Source organism: Bradyrhizobium arachidis, from assembly GCF_024758505.1.
Taxonomy (GTDB): domain Bacteria; phylum Pseudomonadota; class Alphaproteobacteria; order Rhizobiales; family Xanthobacteraceae; genus Bradyrhizobium; species Bradyrhizobium manausense_C.
On sequence record NZ_CP077970.1, the window covers coordinates 3,531,478 to 3,547,039 of the forward strand.

Genomic DNA, 15,562 nt, shown 5'->3' on the forward strand with positions numbered 1-15,562 from the left:
CATCCGCGACCCGTAATTCTCCGGAGGGGCTTCCATCGTGTCACGTAAGCAAATCTTAAGCGGTGCTGCCTAGGGTTGGGAAAGAAATCCTTAAGCCTGTGTATTGGGCGAGGAAACCTCCAGGGTGACGAATGTCGAATTCTGCTGCTTCGGCCTACGCGCGTGTTGCCACGACTACTGCATCTCCTCGAGACATCGAGGCGCAGACGCTGCTCAAGGCCGCCAACAAGCTGCAGGATGCGATCAACAATGCTGATCCGCTCAGCGAGCAGACCATGCAAGCCCTGATGTTCAACCGCAAGCTCTGGACCATCTTCCTCAGCGAAGCGATGCGCGAGAACAATCCGCAGCCGCTCGACGTCCGGCAGAAGATCGCCAACATCAGCGTGTTCGTGCTGAGCCAGACCGCTGCGCTACAAATGAGCCCGCAGTTCGATCACTTCCGTCCCCTGATCGAGATCAACCGCAACATCGCGGCCGGTCTCTCCGGCCGTCCGTAACGGGGGCGCGCCCGTGGCCGACATCCTGAGCATCCTGTCGAAGTCGTATCGTTCGAGTGCTCTGTCGTCCGCGCCGACCAGCGGCAAGTACGTCGCCGTCGATCCGGATGCCTATCAGGGCACCTGGAGCGGCAAGTATGCCAACGGGAAATCGTTCTCGCTCAGCATCACCAATGTCAGCGGCTTTCGCGCGCAGATCAGATACCAGAGCGAGGGGACTACTCAGTATCAGCAGGTGCTGATCAAGGATAATTCGTTCCGCTTCGGCGATACGAAGTTCACGCTGAGCAAGCAGGGGCAGGCGGTCATCAAGAACGTCGTTACCGATCCCGCGACCGGCACGACGTATCTGGATACGGCCTACGCGACCCAGGATAGCTGACAGCGACGCTCAGGCGCTGCGGTCGGTGCTGATCGGACGCGAGGGCTCGGATTTGCTCATGTCGAGGGCGTGGAAATAAGCTCGCCGCCGCAGCATGGCCTCGTCAGGAAATTGATTCACAACCGCGTCGGTCTTGTCGTTGACGACCTGGAAGACGAACGACGCTGCCGCCTGGTCGAACACGACCTGCCGGGAAATATTCTCGTTGTGCTGCAGATCGTTGCGCACGCTCGCGCCAGCCTCGCTCGCGCTCACCGTTTGGCTCGCGGGCAAGTCAGTTTGCACAGCCTCGTTCGCCGCCGGACCGGGCGTCGGTGCGATCTGCACGGGGGCCGGGATCCCCACCGGCCGAATGCTGAAATCTGTACTCATGGCGCCCTCCTGGTGCCTCGCGAGTCAAATCCCAACCCATCACTGGCCGCAACTATGGAACGGCAGTCTTAAAGGTCTGGTTAGGAATTATGGCTAACGGGGCGCCTGATTCGGGGCGCGACTTTTAATAAAGTCTGTCAGCTCAGAGCGAGCGGCTGACGGCGAGCGGCGTGATGTGACGCGGGCCCGGTGCGGCGCGACGGCCGGCGGCGGTATAGGTGTTGGGCACGTTGCGCTTCTGGATCTCGGCGTTGACGCCGCGCACGACGCTCTCGGACACCGCGTGGGCGGTCGCGAGCACCGTGAGATTGACCTGGAGCATGGCGCGGAAGGCATCGTGGTGGCGGTGCAGCGTGGAGAGCAGCTCCGGCGCCGACTTGGCGAGCTGGGCCTGGTTCGCCTTCAATTGCCCGACGGCGCCGACATAGCGGCGCGACAGTTCCTGCTTCTGGGCTTCGAACGCCATCGCCTCGCGCAGCTTGCCGGCGCGCACCAGCTCGGTCTCGCGCTCGACCAGGCCGAGCAGGGCGTTCATCGCGTCCATCAGCTCCTTGGCGAGCCTGTGGGCCTCAGTGCTGCCGGGCGCGGGTGCCGGGCGTTGGGCGGGCATCGGCTGACGTGACGCGCTGAAGTGGTTCATGTCGTTCGATCCTTACGCCGAGCGGGCGATGTTCGGCGAGGCTTTGGCCTGCTGGAGGATGAGGGTGCGATAGACGTCACTGGCGATGCCGACGCCGCCGGCATTCGCAAAATTCTTCGAATATTGCTCGGTCAGCATCGAGCGCCACACGCCGGTGCCGGTCGTGCTGCCGAACGGGCCTTCGCCCTTCACGCCCGACGTCATCTGCGAGAACATCGCATTGAGGAACATGCCCTCGAAGTCGGTGGCGGTCTTCTGGGCGCGTGCCTGCTGCTGCGGCGAGACCTTTTGCAGCGCCGCGGCGAGCTCGAAATCCGGGCGCCCGTTGCGGCTCTGCACGGAGAAAGCCGAGGAGACGAGGGAGGCGGAGTTGATCATGCCGGTCGCCATCACATCACCTCGATATCGGCTTCGATCGCGCCGGCGGCCTTGATCGCCTGCAGGATGCTGATGAGGTCGCGCGGGCCGATGCCGAGACCATTGAGGCCGTCGACGAGCTGTTGCAGCGAGACGCCGTCCTTGACGACGGCGAACTTCTTGCCGTCCTCGGTGACGCTGACGCCGGTGCGCGGCGCGACCACGGTGCGGCCGCGCGACAGCGGGTTGGGCTGGCTGACCTGCGGGCTCTCCGAGATCGTGACGGTGAGATTGCCTTGCGCAACGGCGACGGTGGCGACGCGGACATCGCGGCCCATCACGATGATGCCGCTTCGTTCGTCGATGACGATCTTGGCGGCGAGATCAGGATCGACCTGGAGCTGCTCGATCTCGGTGAGGAAGGCGACGACGTTGCCCTTGAACTCCGCCGGAATGGAGAGCTGCACCGTCGAGGGATCGAGCGGCTCGGCGGTCTTGACGCCGAGATAGTCATTGATGGCGGCCGCAATGCGCTTCGCGGTGGTGAAGTCGGCGTTGCGCAGGGCCAGGCGGACGTTCGGCAGCCGGTTGAGCGCGAATTCGATCTCGCGCTCGATGATGGCGCCGTTGGCGATACGTCCGACCGTGGGCACGCCGCGTACGATCTTGGCGGCTTCGCCCTCGGCCTGAAAGCCGGAGATCGCGAGCGAGCCTTGGGCCACGGCATAGACGTTGCCGTCGGCGCCGAGCAGGGGGGTAACGAGCAGGGTGCCGCCCTGGAGGTTCTTGGCGTCGCCGAGCGCCGACACCGTGACGTCCATCCGGGTGCCTTGCGTGGCGAAGGCCGGCAGGTTGCCCGTCACCATGACGGCGGCGACGTTGCCGGTGCGGATGGTGGCGCCGCGGATGTTGACGCCCATGCGTTCCAGCATCGCCTGCAGCGACTGCTTGGTGAAGGGGATGTTGTTGAGCGTGTCGCCGGTGCCGTTGAGGCCGACGACGAGGCCATAGCCGATGAGCTGGTTCTGCCGCACGCCTTCGATGTTGGCGAGGTCCTTGATGCGCGAGGTCGCGCCAGCGGATGCGACTGTGAACGCCAGCGCTGACAGCGCGGCGCAAGCCACTCCCAAAACCCTTGCCCAACGAACGCCTGACATCCTCTGCTCCCCGAGGCCCTTCAACATTCGGACCTTTCGACACTCCCATGACGATGCGGTCCGCCTTCCTCCATGCGAGCGCTGTGCCAGAGCGATGCGACGCGATTAGGTGCTTGAGGGGATTGACTAAATGTCTTCTGATCAGCTCCAGGAGGCGTTCGCCTTGAGGAGCGAAACTGCCGCCTGTCGGCAGATTTTGCCGGGCTGTTTACGCGTCATTAACCATAAAGCGGCGAAGCTGCGGCTCGATCGATCACCCGGATTCCAACCGATGCGCATCTACGGACCGAACGGCACGACGCTTGGAACGCCCGCTGGCCAGGCCAAGCGGACGGGCTCCAGCACCTTCGTGCTGCCCGATACCTCCTCGACGCAGGAGACTCGCGCTGCGGCCGCGCCGAAGGCCGCCGCCAACATCGATGCGCTGCTGGCCTTGCAAGGCATCGAGGAGGATCCGGTCGAGCGCCGCAAGCGCTCGGTCGCCCGCGGCCGCACTGCGCTCGACGTGCTCGACGACCTCAAGCTCGGCCTGCTCTCCGGCAATCTCGACTCCTCGACGGTGATGCGGCTGCGCGACGCGGCTGCGAACCTGAAGTCGTCATCCGGCGATCCCGGGCTGGATGCGGTTCTGTCCGAGATCGAGCTGCGCGTGGAAGTCGAGCTCGCCAAGGCCGGGCAGGCGTAGTCGTTATCCGTCACCCTGAGGTGCGCGCCCTGCAGCGCAGGGCGAGCCTCGAAGGGCGACGGCCCGGCTGCTACCGTGAAGACATCAGCGAGCGTTGCTACACCTCGGCCGTACATCCTTCGAGGCTCCCCGCGCGGTGCTTCGCGCCGCGCAGCTCGCACCTCAGGATGACGGGGCCCCTGTGGGCCTCCTTTACGCCGCTTCCTGCTTCTGCTGCGCATCGTAACGGCGCTGGGCGGCGAGCACGTCCTTCAGATTCTGCTCGGCCCAATCGCGCAACGGATCGACGGCGGCGGCGAGCGTCAGGCCGAGCTGCGTGATCGAATACTCCACCGTCACAGGCACGGTTGCGATGGCACGCCGTCTGATCAGCCCGTCGCGTTCAAGTGACTTGAGAACCTGGCTCAGCATCTTCTGCGAAATGCCTTCAATCGTTCGGCGCAACTGATTGAAACGCATCGGCTCCTCGCGCAGCAGCAGGAGGATCAGCACCGCCCATTTGTCGCCGACGCGATCGAGGATCTGACGCGTCGGGCAGTTGGCAGCGTAGACGTCCGGTTTCATGTCGCTCATTCCTCGCAAGTCGTTCCGGTTGGCTTGAAGTTACGTTTGAAGTTACATTTGAAGTTACCTGGGCGTAATCAGGTAAGCACAAAGTGCTCTCTTAACACCAGCGTTCTTTGCGATATCTAGTCTCCGTTGGTTACTATACGAGTACCAGACAAGCCAAGGAGCCTTCCATGAAAATCGCAGTTGCCGGTGCCTCGGGTCGGGCCGGTTCGGAGATCACCAAGGAACTATCCCGCCGCGGCCATACCGTCACCGCCATCGCCCGCAACCCCGAGAAGATCGCCAAGCTGCCTGATGTCACGGCCGTGAAGGGGGATGTGCTCGACCAGGCCGGCCTGACGAAACTTTGGGCCGGGCACGACGTCGCCGTCAGTTCCGTCCACTTCCTTGCCAGCGATCCCCACAAGCTGATCGCCGCCGCCAAGGACTCGAAGGTCGGCCGTTACCTCGTGGTCGGCGGTGCCGGCAGCCTCGAGGTCGCGCCGGGCGTGAAACTGGTCACAACTCCCGGTTTTCCCGCCCAATACAAGGCCGAGGCGGAGAAGGGCTCGGAGTTCCTGGACTTGCTGCGGCAAGAAAAGGACCTGAACTGGACCTTCATCTCGCCGTCCGCCCTGTTCGTCGAAGGCGAGCGGACCGGAAAGTTCCGTCTCGGGACCGATCAGCTTCTCGCAGATGCGAACGGAAAAAGCTGGATCACCTTCGCCGACTACGCCATCGCGCTGGCCGATGAGATCGAGCGCCCGGCCCATCAGCGGGCTCGCTTTACGGTCGGCTACTGAACCTGCCCGCCGCCCCCGTGCCCTTCCGGATAAACCTTCCTGTGCAAGGGCTTGGGGGCGGTAACCGCGGGATCAGGGAAATATTGTCTGTCACATGAGGCCACTATATAAGCCCCGGCTCAACGGACCTTGGTCCGTGCGAGTCGTTGCTTAGAAAGATAGGCCGCCCTTGGAAAAGTTGAAAAACTACCGACCGACCGAAAAAGAGCCTTTCATGAACGACCGGCAGAAGGAGTACTTCCGTTTGAAGCTCCTCGCCTGGAAGGATGAGATCCTCAAAGAGTCCAAGCTCACCCTGCAGGCTCTGCAGGAGGAGAACGTCAACCACCCCGATCTCGCCGATCGGGCCTCGTCCGAAACCGACCGTGCCATCGAACTGCGTGCCCGCGACCGCCAGCGCAAGTTGATCGCCAAGATCGACGCGGCGTTGCAGCGTATCGAGGACAACACTTACGGTTATTGCGAGGAGACCGGTGAGCCGATCTCGTTGAAGCGGCTCGAGGCGCGTCCGATAGCAACCCTCTCGGTGGAAGCGCAGGAGCGCCACGAGAAGCGCGAGAAGGTCTATCGCGACGAATAGAGCGGCGTCGCGCTACCGCGCGGCTCCTCATAAAGACGCATTTGGCGCGCATGTTCGTGCCGTGCCCGTCATTGACGCGCCGATTGCCGTGGCGCGTGTCAGCCCATCGCGCCGATCCCGAAAATTGAATCGCGATCAACGCCCTAGACTCAACTCCTTCATCCTCACGTGAACTCGGATGAGAAACAGCCTTCACTTGAGCTGAGGGCGGTTTCGCGAGTCCGGCCAACGGGATCGATTCAGGTCTTGAGGTGAGGGGCAGCGAGCGCTTGTCAGGCGGCAGCCGGGGTGCTGAACTGCCCGACCTGAGTTGCGTAGCGTGGGAGGCGGCGCCGATGGACAAAATTCTAGCAGCCGCAAAGGCGATCGCGCTGGCGCGGCGCAACCGTGCGCCGCTCGCGCCGCTGGAGGTTCCGCCCGCCGACGAGGCTGACGGCTACAAGGTCCAGCGCGCGCTGCATGACTTGCTCTTGCCGCATGTCGGCGCGCTGGTCGGCTACAAGATCGGCTGCACCAGCCAGGTCATGCAGGACTATATCGGCATCCCGCACCCCTGCGCCGGCGGCGTGTTCGAGAAGGGCGTATATGACAGCGGCGCAAAACTGGCCGCCTCCGACTATGTCCGCGTCGGCGTGGAATGCGAGATTGGCGTGCGGCTGAAGCGCGACCTTGCCCCTGGCGAAGCGCCGTTCACCGCCGAATGGGTGGAAGAGGCGGTCGATGCCTACGCTCCCGCAATCGAGATCGTCGACGACCGCTATGTAAAGTGGGAGACGATGGGTGCGCCGACGCCGATCGCGGATGATTTCTTCGCCGCCGGCTGCGTGCTTGGCGAGGCTGTCCCGCGTTCGTCTGTGCCCGACCTCAAGGCGGTCGCCGGCCGCGTCATCCTCAACGGCGAGGAGGTCAGCAAGGGAACCGGCGCCGACGTGCTCGGCCATCCCCACAACGCACTTGCCTGGCTCGCCAATCATCTCGCCGCCGAAGGCAAGGGTCTGCATGCCGGTCAACTCGTGCTGACGGGGAGCCTGGTGAAGACGCTGTGGCTGAAGCCCGGCGACAAGGTGCGGATGGAACTCGACGGCCTCGGCACGGTCAAGGCGCAGTTTACGTGATAAGCACGTCATTCCGGGATGGTGCGAAAGCACCAGACCCGGAATCTCGAGATTCTCAGGTGCGCAATTGCGCACCGTAGTTCGATACTTCGTATCGCCCCGGAATGACAGGTGGCCGGCTCACCGTCCTCCGCACACCGGCCGGTCCATGTCCCAGAAACCCGTGACCGCGTCGAACGGCACCACCAGCCATTTGTATTGACGCTTGAACCACACGCCGACCTCAAAGCCGTCGTCCGTCACGGTGAGCTTGTGGAACTCGTGCTGAAGCACGATCGCCAACTCGTCCGGATGCTTCTCGATCAGGTCGACTGGTATCCTCACGCCGGGGGCGCGGGTCTTGAACTGCACGTGGATCGGCCGCTCCTCCGAGGCGAGCTTTAGCGTCGCCATCGACTCCGCCTGCCGCAGCACGATCCCGCAAACCTCGGCGCGCACAGGGGAGGTGAGGGCGAGGAGGGCTTCGAGAAGGAAGAGTTGTCGCGTGATCATCTTGATGTGCAATTTCATGGGCCTGGCTGCATTCCTTCATCCTTCAGTGGCAGCGTCGCCCATCTTGGTTCAAGTCTGCGCTCGCAAGGCACGGTGGAAATTCATGCGGCCCTCGCCAGGGGAGCTAGCGAGGGCCGCGTAGAACATCGCGGGTCGCGCCTAGGTTCGCGACACGAGATGTGGGAGCTCGGGAGAAAGTCTTAGAAGGGCAGCAGCACGTCCATCACTTGCTGGCCGTAGCGCGGCTGTTGCACGTCGGTGATCTGGCCGCGGCCGCCATAGGCGATGCGGGCCTGGGCGATCTTGGTGGAGTCGATGGTGTTGTCGCTCTGGATGTCCTCGGGACGGACGACGCCGGCGACGATCAGCTCGCGGATCTCGAAGTTGACGCGGATCTCCTGCTTGCCTTCGACCACGAGATTGCCGTTCGGCAGCACCTGGGTCACGACGGCTGCGACGTTGGTTTGCAGGGCTTCCTTGCGGTCGACGCTGCCTTTGCCTTCGCTGGAGGAGGTGGAATCGGTGGTGAGGATGCGGCCGGGCAGGATCTTGAGGGGCTGCGTGACCGTCTTGGAGCCGATAAAATCGGTGATCCCTGAATCTTCCTTGCTGGTGCGGCTGCGCGAGGTGTCGTTCTCGATATTGGCCTTGTCGGTGATGTTGACCGTCACCGTCAGGAGGTCGCCGACCTGCCGGGCGCGCTGGTCCTTGAAGAAGGCGCGGCTGCCGTTCCGCCACAGCGAGTTCGGGTTGTAGGAGGCCACTTCCGGCTTCGGCATCGGCATCTGCACGGGCTTGTAGCCGGGCGCGGCCGTCGGATTGTCGATCGCCGACAGCTTTGGCTGCTCACCGATCTGCGACAGGCGGTCGATCGAGGAGCACCCGCTCGCGAAGGCAAAGGTGGCCAGCAGAGCGCCGGAGAGGACGATGCGACGAAGACGGGCGGCGGAACCGAACTGGGACATGACTTACTCTGACTTGGCTTGAGCTTGCGATATCTGGGTTTTGGCGAGCGCTGCGGGCGGGCGGCTTTCGTCACGCTGGAGTACTGGGGCTTCGCGCTGCAGCGAGGAGGTTTGCTCGGCCGGTGCAACAATCGGCGCGGACTGGCTTGCGCCCTGGACCGTTACCTGGCCGCGGCCGGTGACAACGCCCATCAGCGTCCGCTTGGACTGGAGATTGAGCACGCTGACGGTGTCGCCCTCGGCGCCATTGTCGACGGCCTTGCCGCGGGTCGTCAGATAGAGCCCGGGCACCTGGTAGATGATGGTGACGTTCTGGTCGCGCTGCACGAGATCCGGCCTGGAGATGTCGGCGACCCGGAGCGGCGTGCCGGCGCGCATCGGGCGGCGGAGCTGCATGCCGACGGCGCGCTCGCGCGAGGCGGCTTCGCCGGTGACCTCCGCCCGCGGGCGGCGCTCGGTCGCGACATCGGAGGATTTCAACATCTCGGTGCGGTCGATGTCGCGGGTCAGCACGGCGACTTCCACGGTCTCCACCGCAGTGCCGGTGAAGCGCAGCTTGGTCGGCGCGGCGCTGGCGTCGTTGTGGATCTCGAAGGTCAGATCGAAGCGGGTGCTGCGCGGGTCGTAGCGGACGGCACTCGGCTGCAGTGCGCCGGTGTTGGTGGCGTCCAGCCGTACGTCGGAGAAGCCGCGGTCGAGCGTGACGCTGATGTTGGCGGCCTCGCCGAGGCCGAAGCGGCGCTCCAGCGCAGAGGCGATCGCAAGCTCCAGATCCTTGTTGGCGAGCGTGCGGGCGAGCCGGGTGACCGAGACTTCCTTGATGTCGCCGGTCATCACGCCGATCACCTGCTTGGCGCGCAGCACGTTGATCACTTGCGCGACCGGCAGGGCACCCGTCGTGCCGAGGTCGGGCGAGCGATAGACCGGGATCAGCGCGGCCGAGCCGGCATTCTCGACGAGGTCGCCGACGCGGACCACGTCGGACGTCACGGTGATGCTGGGCCGCAGCGTCGGCTGCGCGATGACGTCGTCGGCCGCGCGCACGGGCAGCGTCAGCGCGAGCAGGGCGATGAGGGTTGCGATTGTCTTCAGCATCGTCATGGCTCAGCGGAACAGCGCGGTGGTGGACTGCATCATCTGGTCGGCGGCGCTGATCACCTTGGCGTTCATCTCGTAGGCGCGCTGGGCGGCGATCAGGTCGCTCATTTCAGAGACGACGTCGACATTGGCCTGTTCGAGGCTGCCTTGCGTGATGTGGCCGTAGCCTTCGGAGTTCGCGGTGCCGTCCTGCGGCGCGCCGGAGGAGGGCGTCTCGGTGAACTGGTTGTTGCCGACCGGCTGGAGGCCCGCCTTGTTGATGAAGCGCGTCACGCCGATCTGGCCGATGATGGTCGAGCTCGTCGAGCCCGGCAGCGTGACCGAGACCTGACCCTGCATGCTGACGGAGATGCCCGAGGCGTTGTTCGGGATCGTGATCGTCGGCTGCACCGGGTTGCCCTGCGCGGTGACGATGCGGCCCTGATTGTCCATCTGGAAGGTGCCGTCGCGGGTGTACTGGTAGGAGCCGTCGGGCTGCAGGATCTTGAAGAAGCCTTCGCCGGAGACGGCGAGATCGAGATCGTTGCCGGTCTGCGACAGCGTGCCTTGCGTCATGCTGCGCGGCGTGCCGACGGTCTTGACGCCGCCGCCGATGTCGACGCCGACCGGCAGGATGGTGCCCTGGTCGGACGACTGCGCGCCGACGCGGCGGATGTGCTCGTAGATCAGGTCCTGGAACGCCGCGGTCTGCTTCTTGAAGCCGGTGGTGCGCAGGTTGGCGATGTTGTTGGAGATCACCTGAACGTTCAGTTCCTGTGCCGCCATTCCGGTCGCTGCGGTGTGAAGCGCCTGCATGTCAGTTTTCCCCTGGTGGCGTTACGCTGGAACGTCGGCGAGCTTCTCGATCGCCGATTTGTGGAGGTCGCTCTGCTGCTGGAGCAGGGTGGAGAGCTGGGTGTAGGCGCGGGTCACTTCGAGCATGCGGCTCATCTCGGCGACCGAGTTGACGTTCGACTTCTCGACAAAACCCTGCTGCACGGTGGACTTGGTGTCGGCCTGCGCGGTGGCGCGGCCGGTGCCGTAGAGATTGAAGCCCAGCTTCTCCAGCCGCTGCGGGTTGTCGAATGCGACGAGGCGGATCTTGCCGCGGATCGAGTCGGCCTTGCCGGAGCCTTCCAGCACGGTCACGGTTCCGTCGGGCGCGATGTTGATGTCGTGGTCGGTCGGCTGGAAAGTGATCGGGCCGGCATTGCCGAGCACGGGATTGCCGTCCGACGTCACGAGCTGGCCGACATTGTTCATCGAGAACTTGCCGTCGCGGGTGTAGCGCTCGCCGCCGGCGGTCTGCACCGCGAAATAGGCGTCGCCGCTGATGGCGACGTCGAGCGGGCTCTTGGTCTGCTCCATCGGCCCCTGGCTGACGTCGCGGAAGGTGCCGCGGTCCTGCACATAGGAGACCCGGCGGTCGGAGCCGATGAAATTGTCCTCGCGCGCGCCGGAGTTGAGGTACTCCTCGAACAGCGAGCGGTCGGCCTTGAAGCCGTTGGTGTTGGCATTGGCGACGTTGTTGGCGATGGTGTCCATCTGCCGTTCCAACGTGACCTGCCGTGCCAAGCCGATCAGAAGCGCGTTCTGCATCGGTCGATCTCCCCTGAAGTAGAGGTCTTCCGCGCCGCTCTCCCAAGCGTCTTGGCCGACCCGCCGATGAGACCTTCGGGCTCTCCCAAACCATCCGGCCTCGGCCCTCTCTCAGCGAAAGCCGTGCCAACGCGAAAAATGATTGTTTTTCAATTGTTTGATCGTTCGATGAGGCTGCGGAGAGGCGGCAGAAAGGTTCTGTTGACCATGTTTGCCCGGCAGATTTTTCCTAGTGGGAGGCCGATCGAAAGGTTCTGTTAACCATGATTACCGTAGCGTTTGCGTGAGGGGAGCGCGGTTCGCGCTGGGGCATCTGTATCGCGTCGCAGGCTGCCAGCAGGCATCGGGCTCAGACCCTTTATATTAATGAGCGGGCCTGGCGGTCATGGCAGAGAACGAAGAAGGCGCAGCAGCCGCCGAAGGCGAAGGTGCCGCTCCGCCGAAGAACAAGCTCAAGCTCATCATCATGATCGTCGGTGTGCTCGCCGTTCTCGGCGGCGGTGCTGCGACCTGGTTCTTCTTCTTCCGTCACGGTGATGACGAACACCATGCCGAGGCCGCACCGCCACCGAAGCCGCCGGCCTTCGTCGACGTGCCCGACATGATGGTCAACCTCGCCGGCGCGCCGGGCGAGCGGGTGCAATATCTGCGGCTCAAGATCGTGCTGGAGCTGAAGGAAGAGAAGCAGATCGAGGCGATCAAGCCGACGATGCCGCGCGTCACCGACATCTTCCAGACCTATGTGCGGGAGCTGCGCCCCTCCGACCTCAACGGCTCGGCCGGCATCTTCCGCCTGAAGGAGGAGCTGACCAGGCGCGTCAACGCCGCGGTCGCGCCGATCCAGGTCAGCGCGGTGCTGTTCAAGGAAGTCGTGGTTCAGTAGGGCTGATGGGCTGATAGCCATGGCGGGCAATGATCAAGTCGACCAGGATGCCATAGCCGCGCAATGGGAAGCCTCGCTCGATTCCGAGGATCCCGCGGAGGCCGCGAAGGCTGCTGCCGAAAACGAATTATCCGAGACCATGGCCCTGCAATGGGCGGCCATGGTCGAAGACGGCAGCCGCGACTTCGGCAGCAGCAAGAATTCCGGCGAGCGGGTGCTGTCGCAGGAGGAGATCGACAATCTCCTCGGCTTCACCGTCGGCGACGTCACGCTCGACGACCATTCCGGCATCCGCGCGATCATCGACTCGGCGATGGTCTCCTACGAGCGTCTGCCGATGCTCGAAATCGTCTTCGACCGCCTGGTGCGGTTGCTGACGACCTCCTTGCGCAATTTCACCTCCGACAACGTCGAAGTCTCGCTCGACCGCATCACCTCGGTGCGCTTCGGCGACTACATGAACTCGATCCCGCTGCCGGCCGTCCTCTCCGTGTTCAAGGCCGAGGAGTGGGAAAATTTCGGGATGGCGACGGTTGATTCCAACCTGATCTATTCCATGATCGATGTGCTGCTCGGCGGTCGCCGCGGCGCGAGCCAGCTCCGCATCGAGGGCCGGCCCTACACCACGATCGAGACCGAACTGGTCAAGCGCCTGATCGAGGTGGTGCTGGCCGATGCCGAGCAGGCATTCCGGCCGCTGTCGCCGGTGACCTTCACCATCGACCGGCTCGAGACCAATCCGCGATTTGCCGCGATCAGCCGTCCCGCGAACGCTGCGATCCTCGTGCGCCTGCGCATCGACATGGAAGATCGTGGCGGCAATATCGAATTGCTGCTGCCCTACGCCACCATCGAACCGATCCGCGGCGTTCTGCTGCAGATGTTCATGGGCGAAAAGTTCGGCCGCGATCCGATCTGGGAAGGCCATTTTGCCACCGAGATCGTGCAGGCCGAGATCGCGGTCGATGCGGTGCTCTACGAGGCGGACATTCCCTTGAAGCAGCTGATGCGGCTCAAGGTCGGCGACACACTGCCGCTCGACATGCGGGCCGACGCCACCGTTTCGGTCCGCTGCGGCGAGGTCACGCTGACCGAAGGACGGATGGGCCGCGTCGGCGACCGCGTCGCGATCCGCGTCACAAAGCCTTTGCGCAAGCCTTCGACGACGCTTGCGATGTTCGAAAAGGTCGACGAGCAGAACAAGATGATGGAGGCCCAATGAACCACTCCCTGGGAATGGCGATCGAGATGCTGGTGGCTGTCCTCTTGATGCTGACGATCGGCTACTGCATCGTGCTCAACAAGCGCCTGACGCGGCTGAAGGCGGACGAGCATTCGCTGAAGGCCGTCATCGCCGAGCTCATCACCGCGACCGAGATCGCCGAGCGCGCGATCGGCGGCCTGAAGCTTGCGGTGCGTGACGTCAACGAAAACCTCGGCAGCCAGCTCTCGGCCGCGACGCAGATGTCGGAGCAGCTCTATCGCCAGCTCGGCGAGGCCGATAATGTGGTGCGGCGGCTCTCCAAGATCACGCTGGCGGCGCGTCCCGTCACGCATCCGGAAACGGTTACCGCCGCTCCGGTCGCAAAACCCTCCGCCGCCAAGGCGGTCGCCGCCGCCGCCGAAGCGTTCTCCGAGCGCAGAAGGTCGAACGGGATCGCCGCATAAAGTGCCTGCATGAAATCCTTTCGTAATATCCGCGTCATCCCGGTCGTTCTGGTTGCGGTCGCGGGCCTCGCTACGCTGAAGGTCGCGGGGCTCGTGGTCAATGGCGGCTACGTGTTCGACTACAAACCGAGCGCATCCGGCAAGAAGTCCTGGGCCGAGGAGAATTTGAACTTCCCGACCGGGCGGGAAGATCTCGACATCACCGGTTCGACGCATGGCGCGCCGAAGGAAGCACCGAAACCCGCAGCGCCCGAGAGCAAGCCTGAGGGCACCGTGGTCAAGATCGACGAGCCGCAGTCGCAGGTCTCGCCGTCCGAGCGCGCGATCCTCGAGCGTCTGCAGGCGCGCCGGCAGGAGCTCGAATCGCGCCAGCGCGAGGTCGACATTCGCGAGAGCCTGCTGAAGGCGGCCGAGAAGCGCATCGAGTCCAAGGTCGAGGAGATGAAGGCTTCGGAGTCGCGCATGTCGGCTGCCGCGGCCGAGCAGAAGGCGGCCGAGGCGCAGCGGCTCAAGGGCCTCGTCATCATGTATGAAAGCATGAAGCCGAAGGACGCAGCGCGCGTGTTCGACCGCCTCGAGATGGGCGTCCTGATCGAAATCGCGACCCAGATCGCGCCGCGCAAGATGTCCGACATCATGGGTCTGATGCAGTCGGAATCCGCCGAGCGGCTGACGGTCGAGATGGCGCGCCGCGCCGGCGGGGGTGGTGGCGATCGCGCCGCAGACGCCGCCGACCTTCCCAAGATCGACGGCCGCCCGATCGCGCCGCAAAAGCCGAATTGAGGCTCGCGGCGCGGCGTGCTTCAGCAACCGGCGCGCGATCGCGTGGTCGTTCGACTGGCGCCCGGCCAGACGCCTTTGTCTAGTTCGCGAACGCCTGTTGCACCCTACGACCAGGCGAATGCAACTGCTTCTGGACGGCAAGGGTCTCGTCGTGCTGCTTGATCAGCGCGGCCTTCGTGACGCGAGTCACGAGTTGCAGCGTGCTGTGGCAACAGGAGCATTCATACATCTTCAGGGCATATCCTCTGGCGATCGGAACGATCGATACGACCGCTCTGGCCCTGCTACATACAATGCAACCGGCTTCTCCGCTCATTGATTCACCCCCGAGTTAATCAATCGATTCGTATCGCCGAAGTTGCATCTGATTCAGAGTCGCGCGTGAACCGCAACGCCTCAAAGGTTGTGAGTGCGCGCGTTCAGCAACCCCCTAAGCAACAGATCAGACGCCCGTCGCGGATGCAGCCGAAGCAAGCGGCAGCTTCTGAGACTGCGATGAGTTGACGCGCACAAATGTGAAATGGCGTATAGTGGCGCTCAAGACCTGGTCCTAGGCTTCGGCCATTCGCAATCAGCAGCGCGAGAGGCAGCCATGAACTACTCGTCCGCAGCAGAACGCGTAATGGAGGCCGTTGGCCGGCTTCTCGTCGTGGCGATGACGTCCGCCTGGGCAACAACGTTGAACCATCAGCACGCGTTGCCGACGTCTGAGGAAGATTGTGGCGCTGACGAATGCCCGGAACAGGAGAGTTCCCCTGGGGCAGATTTGACCAAGAGGCACCACTGAGAGCCTGCGTGCGGAGGTTTCCGCTCAACACGCGATGTCGTCGAGCACGGAAGTTCGACGCGGCGCCGTCCAGCTTCAGCCGTCAGCGGTCTCCGATCCGAGTGCGCCATCGGGCTTCGAACGTATCGAACTCCTTCGCGGCGGACGCCTGCGAGTCCAATGGATTGG

20 protein-coding genes are annotated in these 15,562 nt (G+C 63.9%); 10 read left to right on the forward strand and 10 right to left on the reverse strand.

The window, feature by feature from the left end:
* Window positions 1-131: 131 nt before the first annotated feature.
* Window positions 132-500, forward strand: coding sequence for a flagellar biosynthesis regulator FlaF (flaF, locus tag KUF59_RS15785; protein ID WP_212457500.1), 369 nt, complete (start codon window positions 132-134; stop codon window positions 498-500).
* Between the two features lie 13 nt (window positions 501-513).
* On the forward strand, window positions 514-882 hold the full coding sequence (locus KUF59_RS15790) for a hypothetical protein (RefSeq protein ID WP_212457499.1): 369 nt from the start codon (window positions 514-516) through the stop codon (window positions 880-882).
* A gap of 9 nt (window positions 883-891) precedes the next feature.
* Here KUF59_RS15790 and KUF59_RS15795 read toward each other — a convergent pair whose 3' ends face one another.
* The 4 genes from KUF59_RS15795 to KUF59_RS15810 all read right to left on the reverse strand — a co-directional run bounded on the left by KUF59_RS15795 (window position 892) and on the right by KUF59_RS15810 (window position 3,408).
* The gene (locus tag KUF59_RS15795; protein ID WP_212457498.1) at window positions 892-1,254 is read right to left on the reverse strand and encodes a hypothetical protein; all 363 of its coding nucleotides are present in this window, start codon (window positions 1,252-1,254) and stop codon (window positions 892-894) included.
* A 142-nt stretch (window positions 1,255-1,396) separates the two neighbouring features.
* A complete protein-coding gene (locus tag KUF59_RS15800) occupies window positions 1,397-1,894 on the reverse strand; it encodes a hypothetical protein (protein WP_212457497.1) in 498 nt (165 codons plus the stop codon).
* A gap of 12 nt (window positions 1,895-1,906) precedes the next feature.
* Window positions 1,907-2,284, reverse strand: coding sequence for a flagellar assembly peptidoglycan hydrolase FlgJ (flgJ, locus tag KUF59_RS15805; protein WP_212457496.1), 378 nt, complete (start codon window positions 2,282-2,284; stop codon window positions 1,907-1,909).
* Window positions 2,284-3,408 carry a flagellar basal body P-ring protein FlgI gene (locus KUF59_RS15810; protein ID WP_212457495.1) on the reverse strand — a complete coding sequence of 375 codons (1,125 nt, stop codon included), beginning with the start codon at window positions 3,406-3,408 and terminating at the stop codon, window positions 2,284-2,286. Before KUF59_RS15810 ends, flgJ begins: the two co-directional genes overlap by 1 nt.
* Before the next feature lie 271 nt (window positions 3,409-3,679).
* Between KUF59_RS15810 and KUF59_RS15815 the strand changes: the two genes are divergently transcribed.
* Entirely contained in the window at window positions 3,680-4,093 is a 414-nt protein-coding gene (locus KUF59_RS15815) for a flagellar assembly protein FliX (RefSeq protein WP_212457494.1), read from the forward strand.
* Between the two features lie 192 nt (window positions 4,094-4,285).
* On the opposite strand, the gene KUF59_RS15820 is transcribed toward KUF59_RS15815, so the two are convergent.
* The gene (locus KUF59_RS15820; protein WP_212457794.1) at window positions 4,286-4,657 is read right to left on the reverse strand and encodes a winged helix-turn-helix transcriptional regulator; all 372 of its coding nucleotides are present in this window, start codon (window positions 4,655-4,657) and stop codon (window positions 4,286-4,288) included.
* A gap of 176 nt (window positions 4,658-4,833) precedes the next feature.
* On the opposite strand from KUF59_RS15820, the gene KUF59_RS15825 reads away from it, so the two are divergent.
* The 3 genes from KUF59_RS15825 (at window position 4,834) to KUF59_RS15835 (ending at window position 7,140) form a co-directional block, all read left to right on the forward strand.
* The gene (locus KUF59_RS15825) at window positions 4,834-5,445 is read left to right on the forward strand and encodes an NAD(P)-dependent oxidoreductase (protein WP_212457493.1); all 612 of its coding nucleotides are present in this window, start codon (window positions 4,834-4,836) and stop codon (window positions 5,443-5,445) included.
* A 214-nt stretch (window positions 5,446-5,659) separates the two neighbouring features.
* A complete protein-coding gene (gene dksA / locus KUF59_RS15830) occupies window positions 5,660-6,025 on the forward strand; it encodes an RNA polymerase-binding protein DksA (RefSeq protein WP_085966600.1) in 366 nt (121 codons plus the stop codon).
* Between the two features lie 335 nt (window positions 6,026-6,360).
* Complete coding sequence (locus KUF59_RS15835; RefSeq protein ID WP_258769667.1) at window positions 6,361-7,140, forward strand: 2-keto-4-pentenoate hydratase; 780 nt, start codon at window positions 6,361-6,363, stop codon at window positions 7,138-7,140.
* A gap of 120 nt (window positions 7,141-7,260) precedes the next feature.
* Here KUF59_RS15835 and KUF59_RS15840 read toward each other — a convergent pair whose 3' ends face one another.
* From KUF59_RS15840 to flgF, 5 genes are all read right to left on the reverse strand, one after another.
* Entirely contained in the window at window positions 7,261-7,650 is a 390-nt protein-coding gene (locus KUF59_RS15840; protein ID WP_212457491.1) for a ClpXP protease specificity-enhancing factor SspB, read from the reverse strand.
* Between the two features lie 182 nt (window positions 7,651-7,832).
* Complete coding sequence (gene flgH / locus KUF59_RS15845) at window positions 7,833-8,597, reverse strand: flagellar basal body L-ring protein FlgH (protein ID WP_212457490.1); 765 nt, start codon at window positions 8,595-8,597, stop codon at window positions 7,833-7,835.
* 3 nt (window positions 8,598-8,600) lie between these two features.
* Window positions 8,601-9,698 (reverse strand): flagellar basal body P-ring formation chaperone FlgA, encoded by a 1,098-nt coding sequence (gene flgA, locus KUF59_RS15850; protein ID WP_408918097.1) that lies wholly within the window; start codon window positions 9,696-9,698, stop codon window positions 8,601-8,603.
* Window positions 9,699-9,701: 3 nt separating this feature from the next.
* On the reverse strand, window positions 9,702-10,490 hold the full coding sequence (flgG, locus tag KUF59_RS15855; RefSeq protein WP_212457488.1) for a flagellar basal-body rod protein FlgG: 789 nt from the start codon (window positions 10,488-10,490) through the stop codon (window positions 9,702-9,704).
* A gap of 21 nt (window positions 10,491-10,511) precedes the next feature.
* The gene (gene flgF, locus KUF59_RS15860) at window positions 10,512-11,273 is read right to left on the reverse strand and encodes a flagellar basal-body rod protein FlgF (RefSeq protein ID WP_212457487.1); all 762 of its coding nucleotides are present in this window, start codon (window positions 11,271-11,273) and stop codon (window positions 10,512-10,514) included.
* 385 nt (window positions 11,274-11,658) lie between these two features.
* Between flgF and fliL the strand changes: the two genes are divergently transcribed.
* Genes fliL through KUF59_RS15880 form a run of 4 tightly spaced genes read left to right on the forward strand, consistent with a single transcriptional unit; the run spans window position 11,659 to window position 14,607 of the window.
* Window positions 11,659-12,156 carry a flagellar basal body-associated protein FliL gene (fliL, locus tag KUF59_RS15865; RefSeq protein ID WP_212457486.1) on the forward strand — a complete coding sequence of 166 codons (498 nt, stop codon included), beginning with the start codon at window positions 11,659-11,661 and terminating at the stop codon, window positions 12,154-12,156.
* 19 nt (window positions 12,157-12,175) lie between these two features.
* A complete protein-coding gene (gene fliM, locus KUF59_RS15870; RefSeq protein ID WP_212457485.1) occupies window positions 12,176-13,378 on the forward strand; it encodes a flagellar motor switch protein FliM in 1,203 nt (400 codons plus the stop codon).
* Window positions 13,375-13,824, forward strand: coding sequence for a DUF6468 domain-containing protein (locus tag KUF59_RS15875; RefSeq protein WP_212457484.1), 450 nt, complete (start codon window positions 13,375-13,377; stop codon window positions 13,822-13,824). The genes fliM and KUF59_RS15875 overlap by 4 nt, the downstream gene beginning before the upstream one ends.
* A gap of 9 nt (window positions 13,825-13,833) precedes the next feature.
* Window positions 13,834-14,607, forward strand: a complete 774-nt coding sequence (locus KUF59_RS15880; RefSeq protein WP_212457483.1) for a MotE family protein — start codon at window positions 13,834-13,836, stop codon at window positions 14,605-14,607.
* Window positions 14,608-15,562 lie beyond the last annotated feature (955 nt).

Excerpts from the sequence above, each read along its gene's own strand:
- flgH (WP_212457490.1), bottom strand. The coding sequence starts at position 8,597 with ATGTCCCAGTTCGGTTCCGCCGCCCGTCTTCGTCGCATCGTCCTCTCC.
- KUF59_RS15880 (WP_212457483.1), top strand. The coding sequence starts at position 13,834 with ATGAAATCCTTTCGTAATATCCGCGTCATCCCGGTCGTTCTGGTTGCG.
- flgF (WP_212457487.1), bottom strand. The coding sequence starts at position 11,273 with ATGCAGAACGCGCTTCTGATCGGCTTGGCACGGCAGGTCACGTTGGAA.
- KUF59_RS15810 (WP_212457495.1), bottom strand. The coding sequence starts at position 3,408 with ATGTCAGGCGTTCGTTGGGCAAGGGTTTTGGGAGTGGCTTGCGCCGCG.
- KUF59_RS15815 (WP_212457494.1), top strand. The coding sequence starts at position 3,680 with ATGCGCATCTACGGACCGAACGGCACGACGCTTGGAACGCCCGCTGGC.
- flgA (WP_408918097.1), bottom strand. The coding sequence starts at position 9,698 with ATGACGATGCTGAAGACAATCGCAACCCTCATCGCCCTGCTCGCGCTG.
- fliM (WP_212457485.1), top strand. The coding sequence starts at position 12,176 with ATGGCGGGCAATGATCAAGTCGACCAGGATGCCATAGCCGCGCAATGG.
- flaF (WP_212457500.1), top strand. The coding sequence starts at position 132 with ATGTCGAATTCTGCTGCTTCGGCCTACGCGCGTGTTGCCACGACTACT.
- KUF59_RS15840 (WP_212457491.1), bottom strand. The coding sequence starts at position 7,650 with ATGAAATTGCACATCAAGATGATCACGCGACAACTCTTCCTTCTCGAA.
- KUF59_RS15825 (WP_212457493.1), top strand. The coding sequence starts at position 4,834 with ATGAAAATCGCAGTTGCCGGTGCCTCGGGTCGGGCCGGTTCGGAGATC.
- fliL (WP_212457486.1), top strand. The coding sequence starts at position 11,659 with ATGGCAGAGAACGAAGAAGGCGCAGCAGCCGCCGAAGGCGAAGGTGCC.
- KUF59_RS15800 (WP_212457497.1), bottom strand. The coding sequence starts at position 1,894 with ATGAACCACTTCAGCGCGTCACGTCAGCCGATGCCCGCCCAACGCCCG.
- dksA (WP_085966600.1), top strand. The coding sequence starts at position 5,660 with ATGAACGACCGGCAGAAGGAGTACTTCCGTTTGAAGCTCCTCGCCTGG.
- flgG (WP_212457488.1), bottom strand. The coding sequence starts at position 10,490 with ATGCAGGCGCTTCACACCGCAGCGACCGGAATGGCGGCACAGGAACTG.
- KUF59_RS15835 (WP_258769667.1), top strand. The coding sequence starts at position 6,361 with ATGGACAAAATTCTAGCAGCCGCAAAGGCGATCGCGCTGGCGCGGCGC.
- KUF59_RS15820 (WP_212457794.1), bottom strand. The coding sequence starts at position 4,657 with ATGAAACCGGACGTCTACGCTGCCAACTGCCCGACGCGTCAGATCCTC.
- flgJ (WP_212457496.1), bottom strand. The coding sequence starts at position 2,284 with ATGGCGACCGGCATGATCAACTCCGCCTCCCTCGTCTCCTCGGCTTTC.
- KUF59_RS15875 (WP_212457484.1), top strand. The coding sequence starts at position 13,375 with ATGAACCACTCCCTGGGAATGGCGATCGAGATGCTGGTGGCTGTCCTC.
- KUF59_RS15795 (WP_212457498.1), bottom strand. The coding sequence starts at position 1,254 with ATGAGTACAGATTTCAGCATTCGGCCGGTGGGGATCCCGGCCCCCGTG.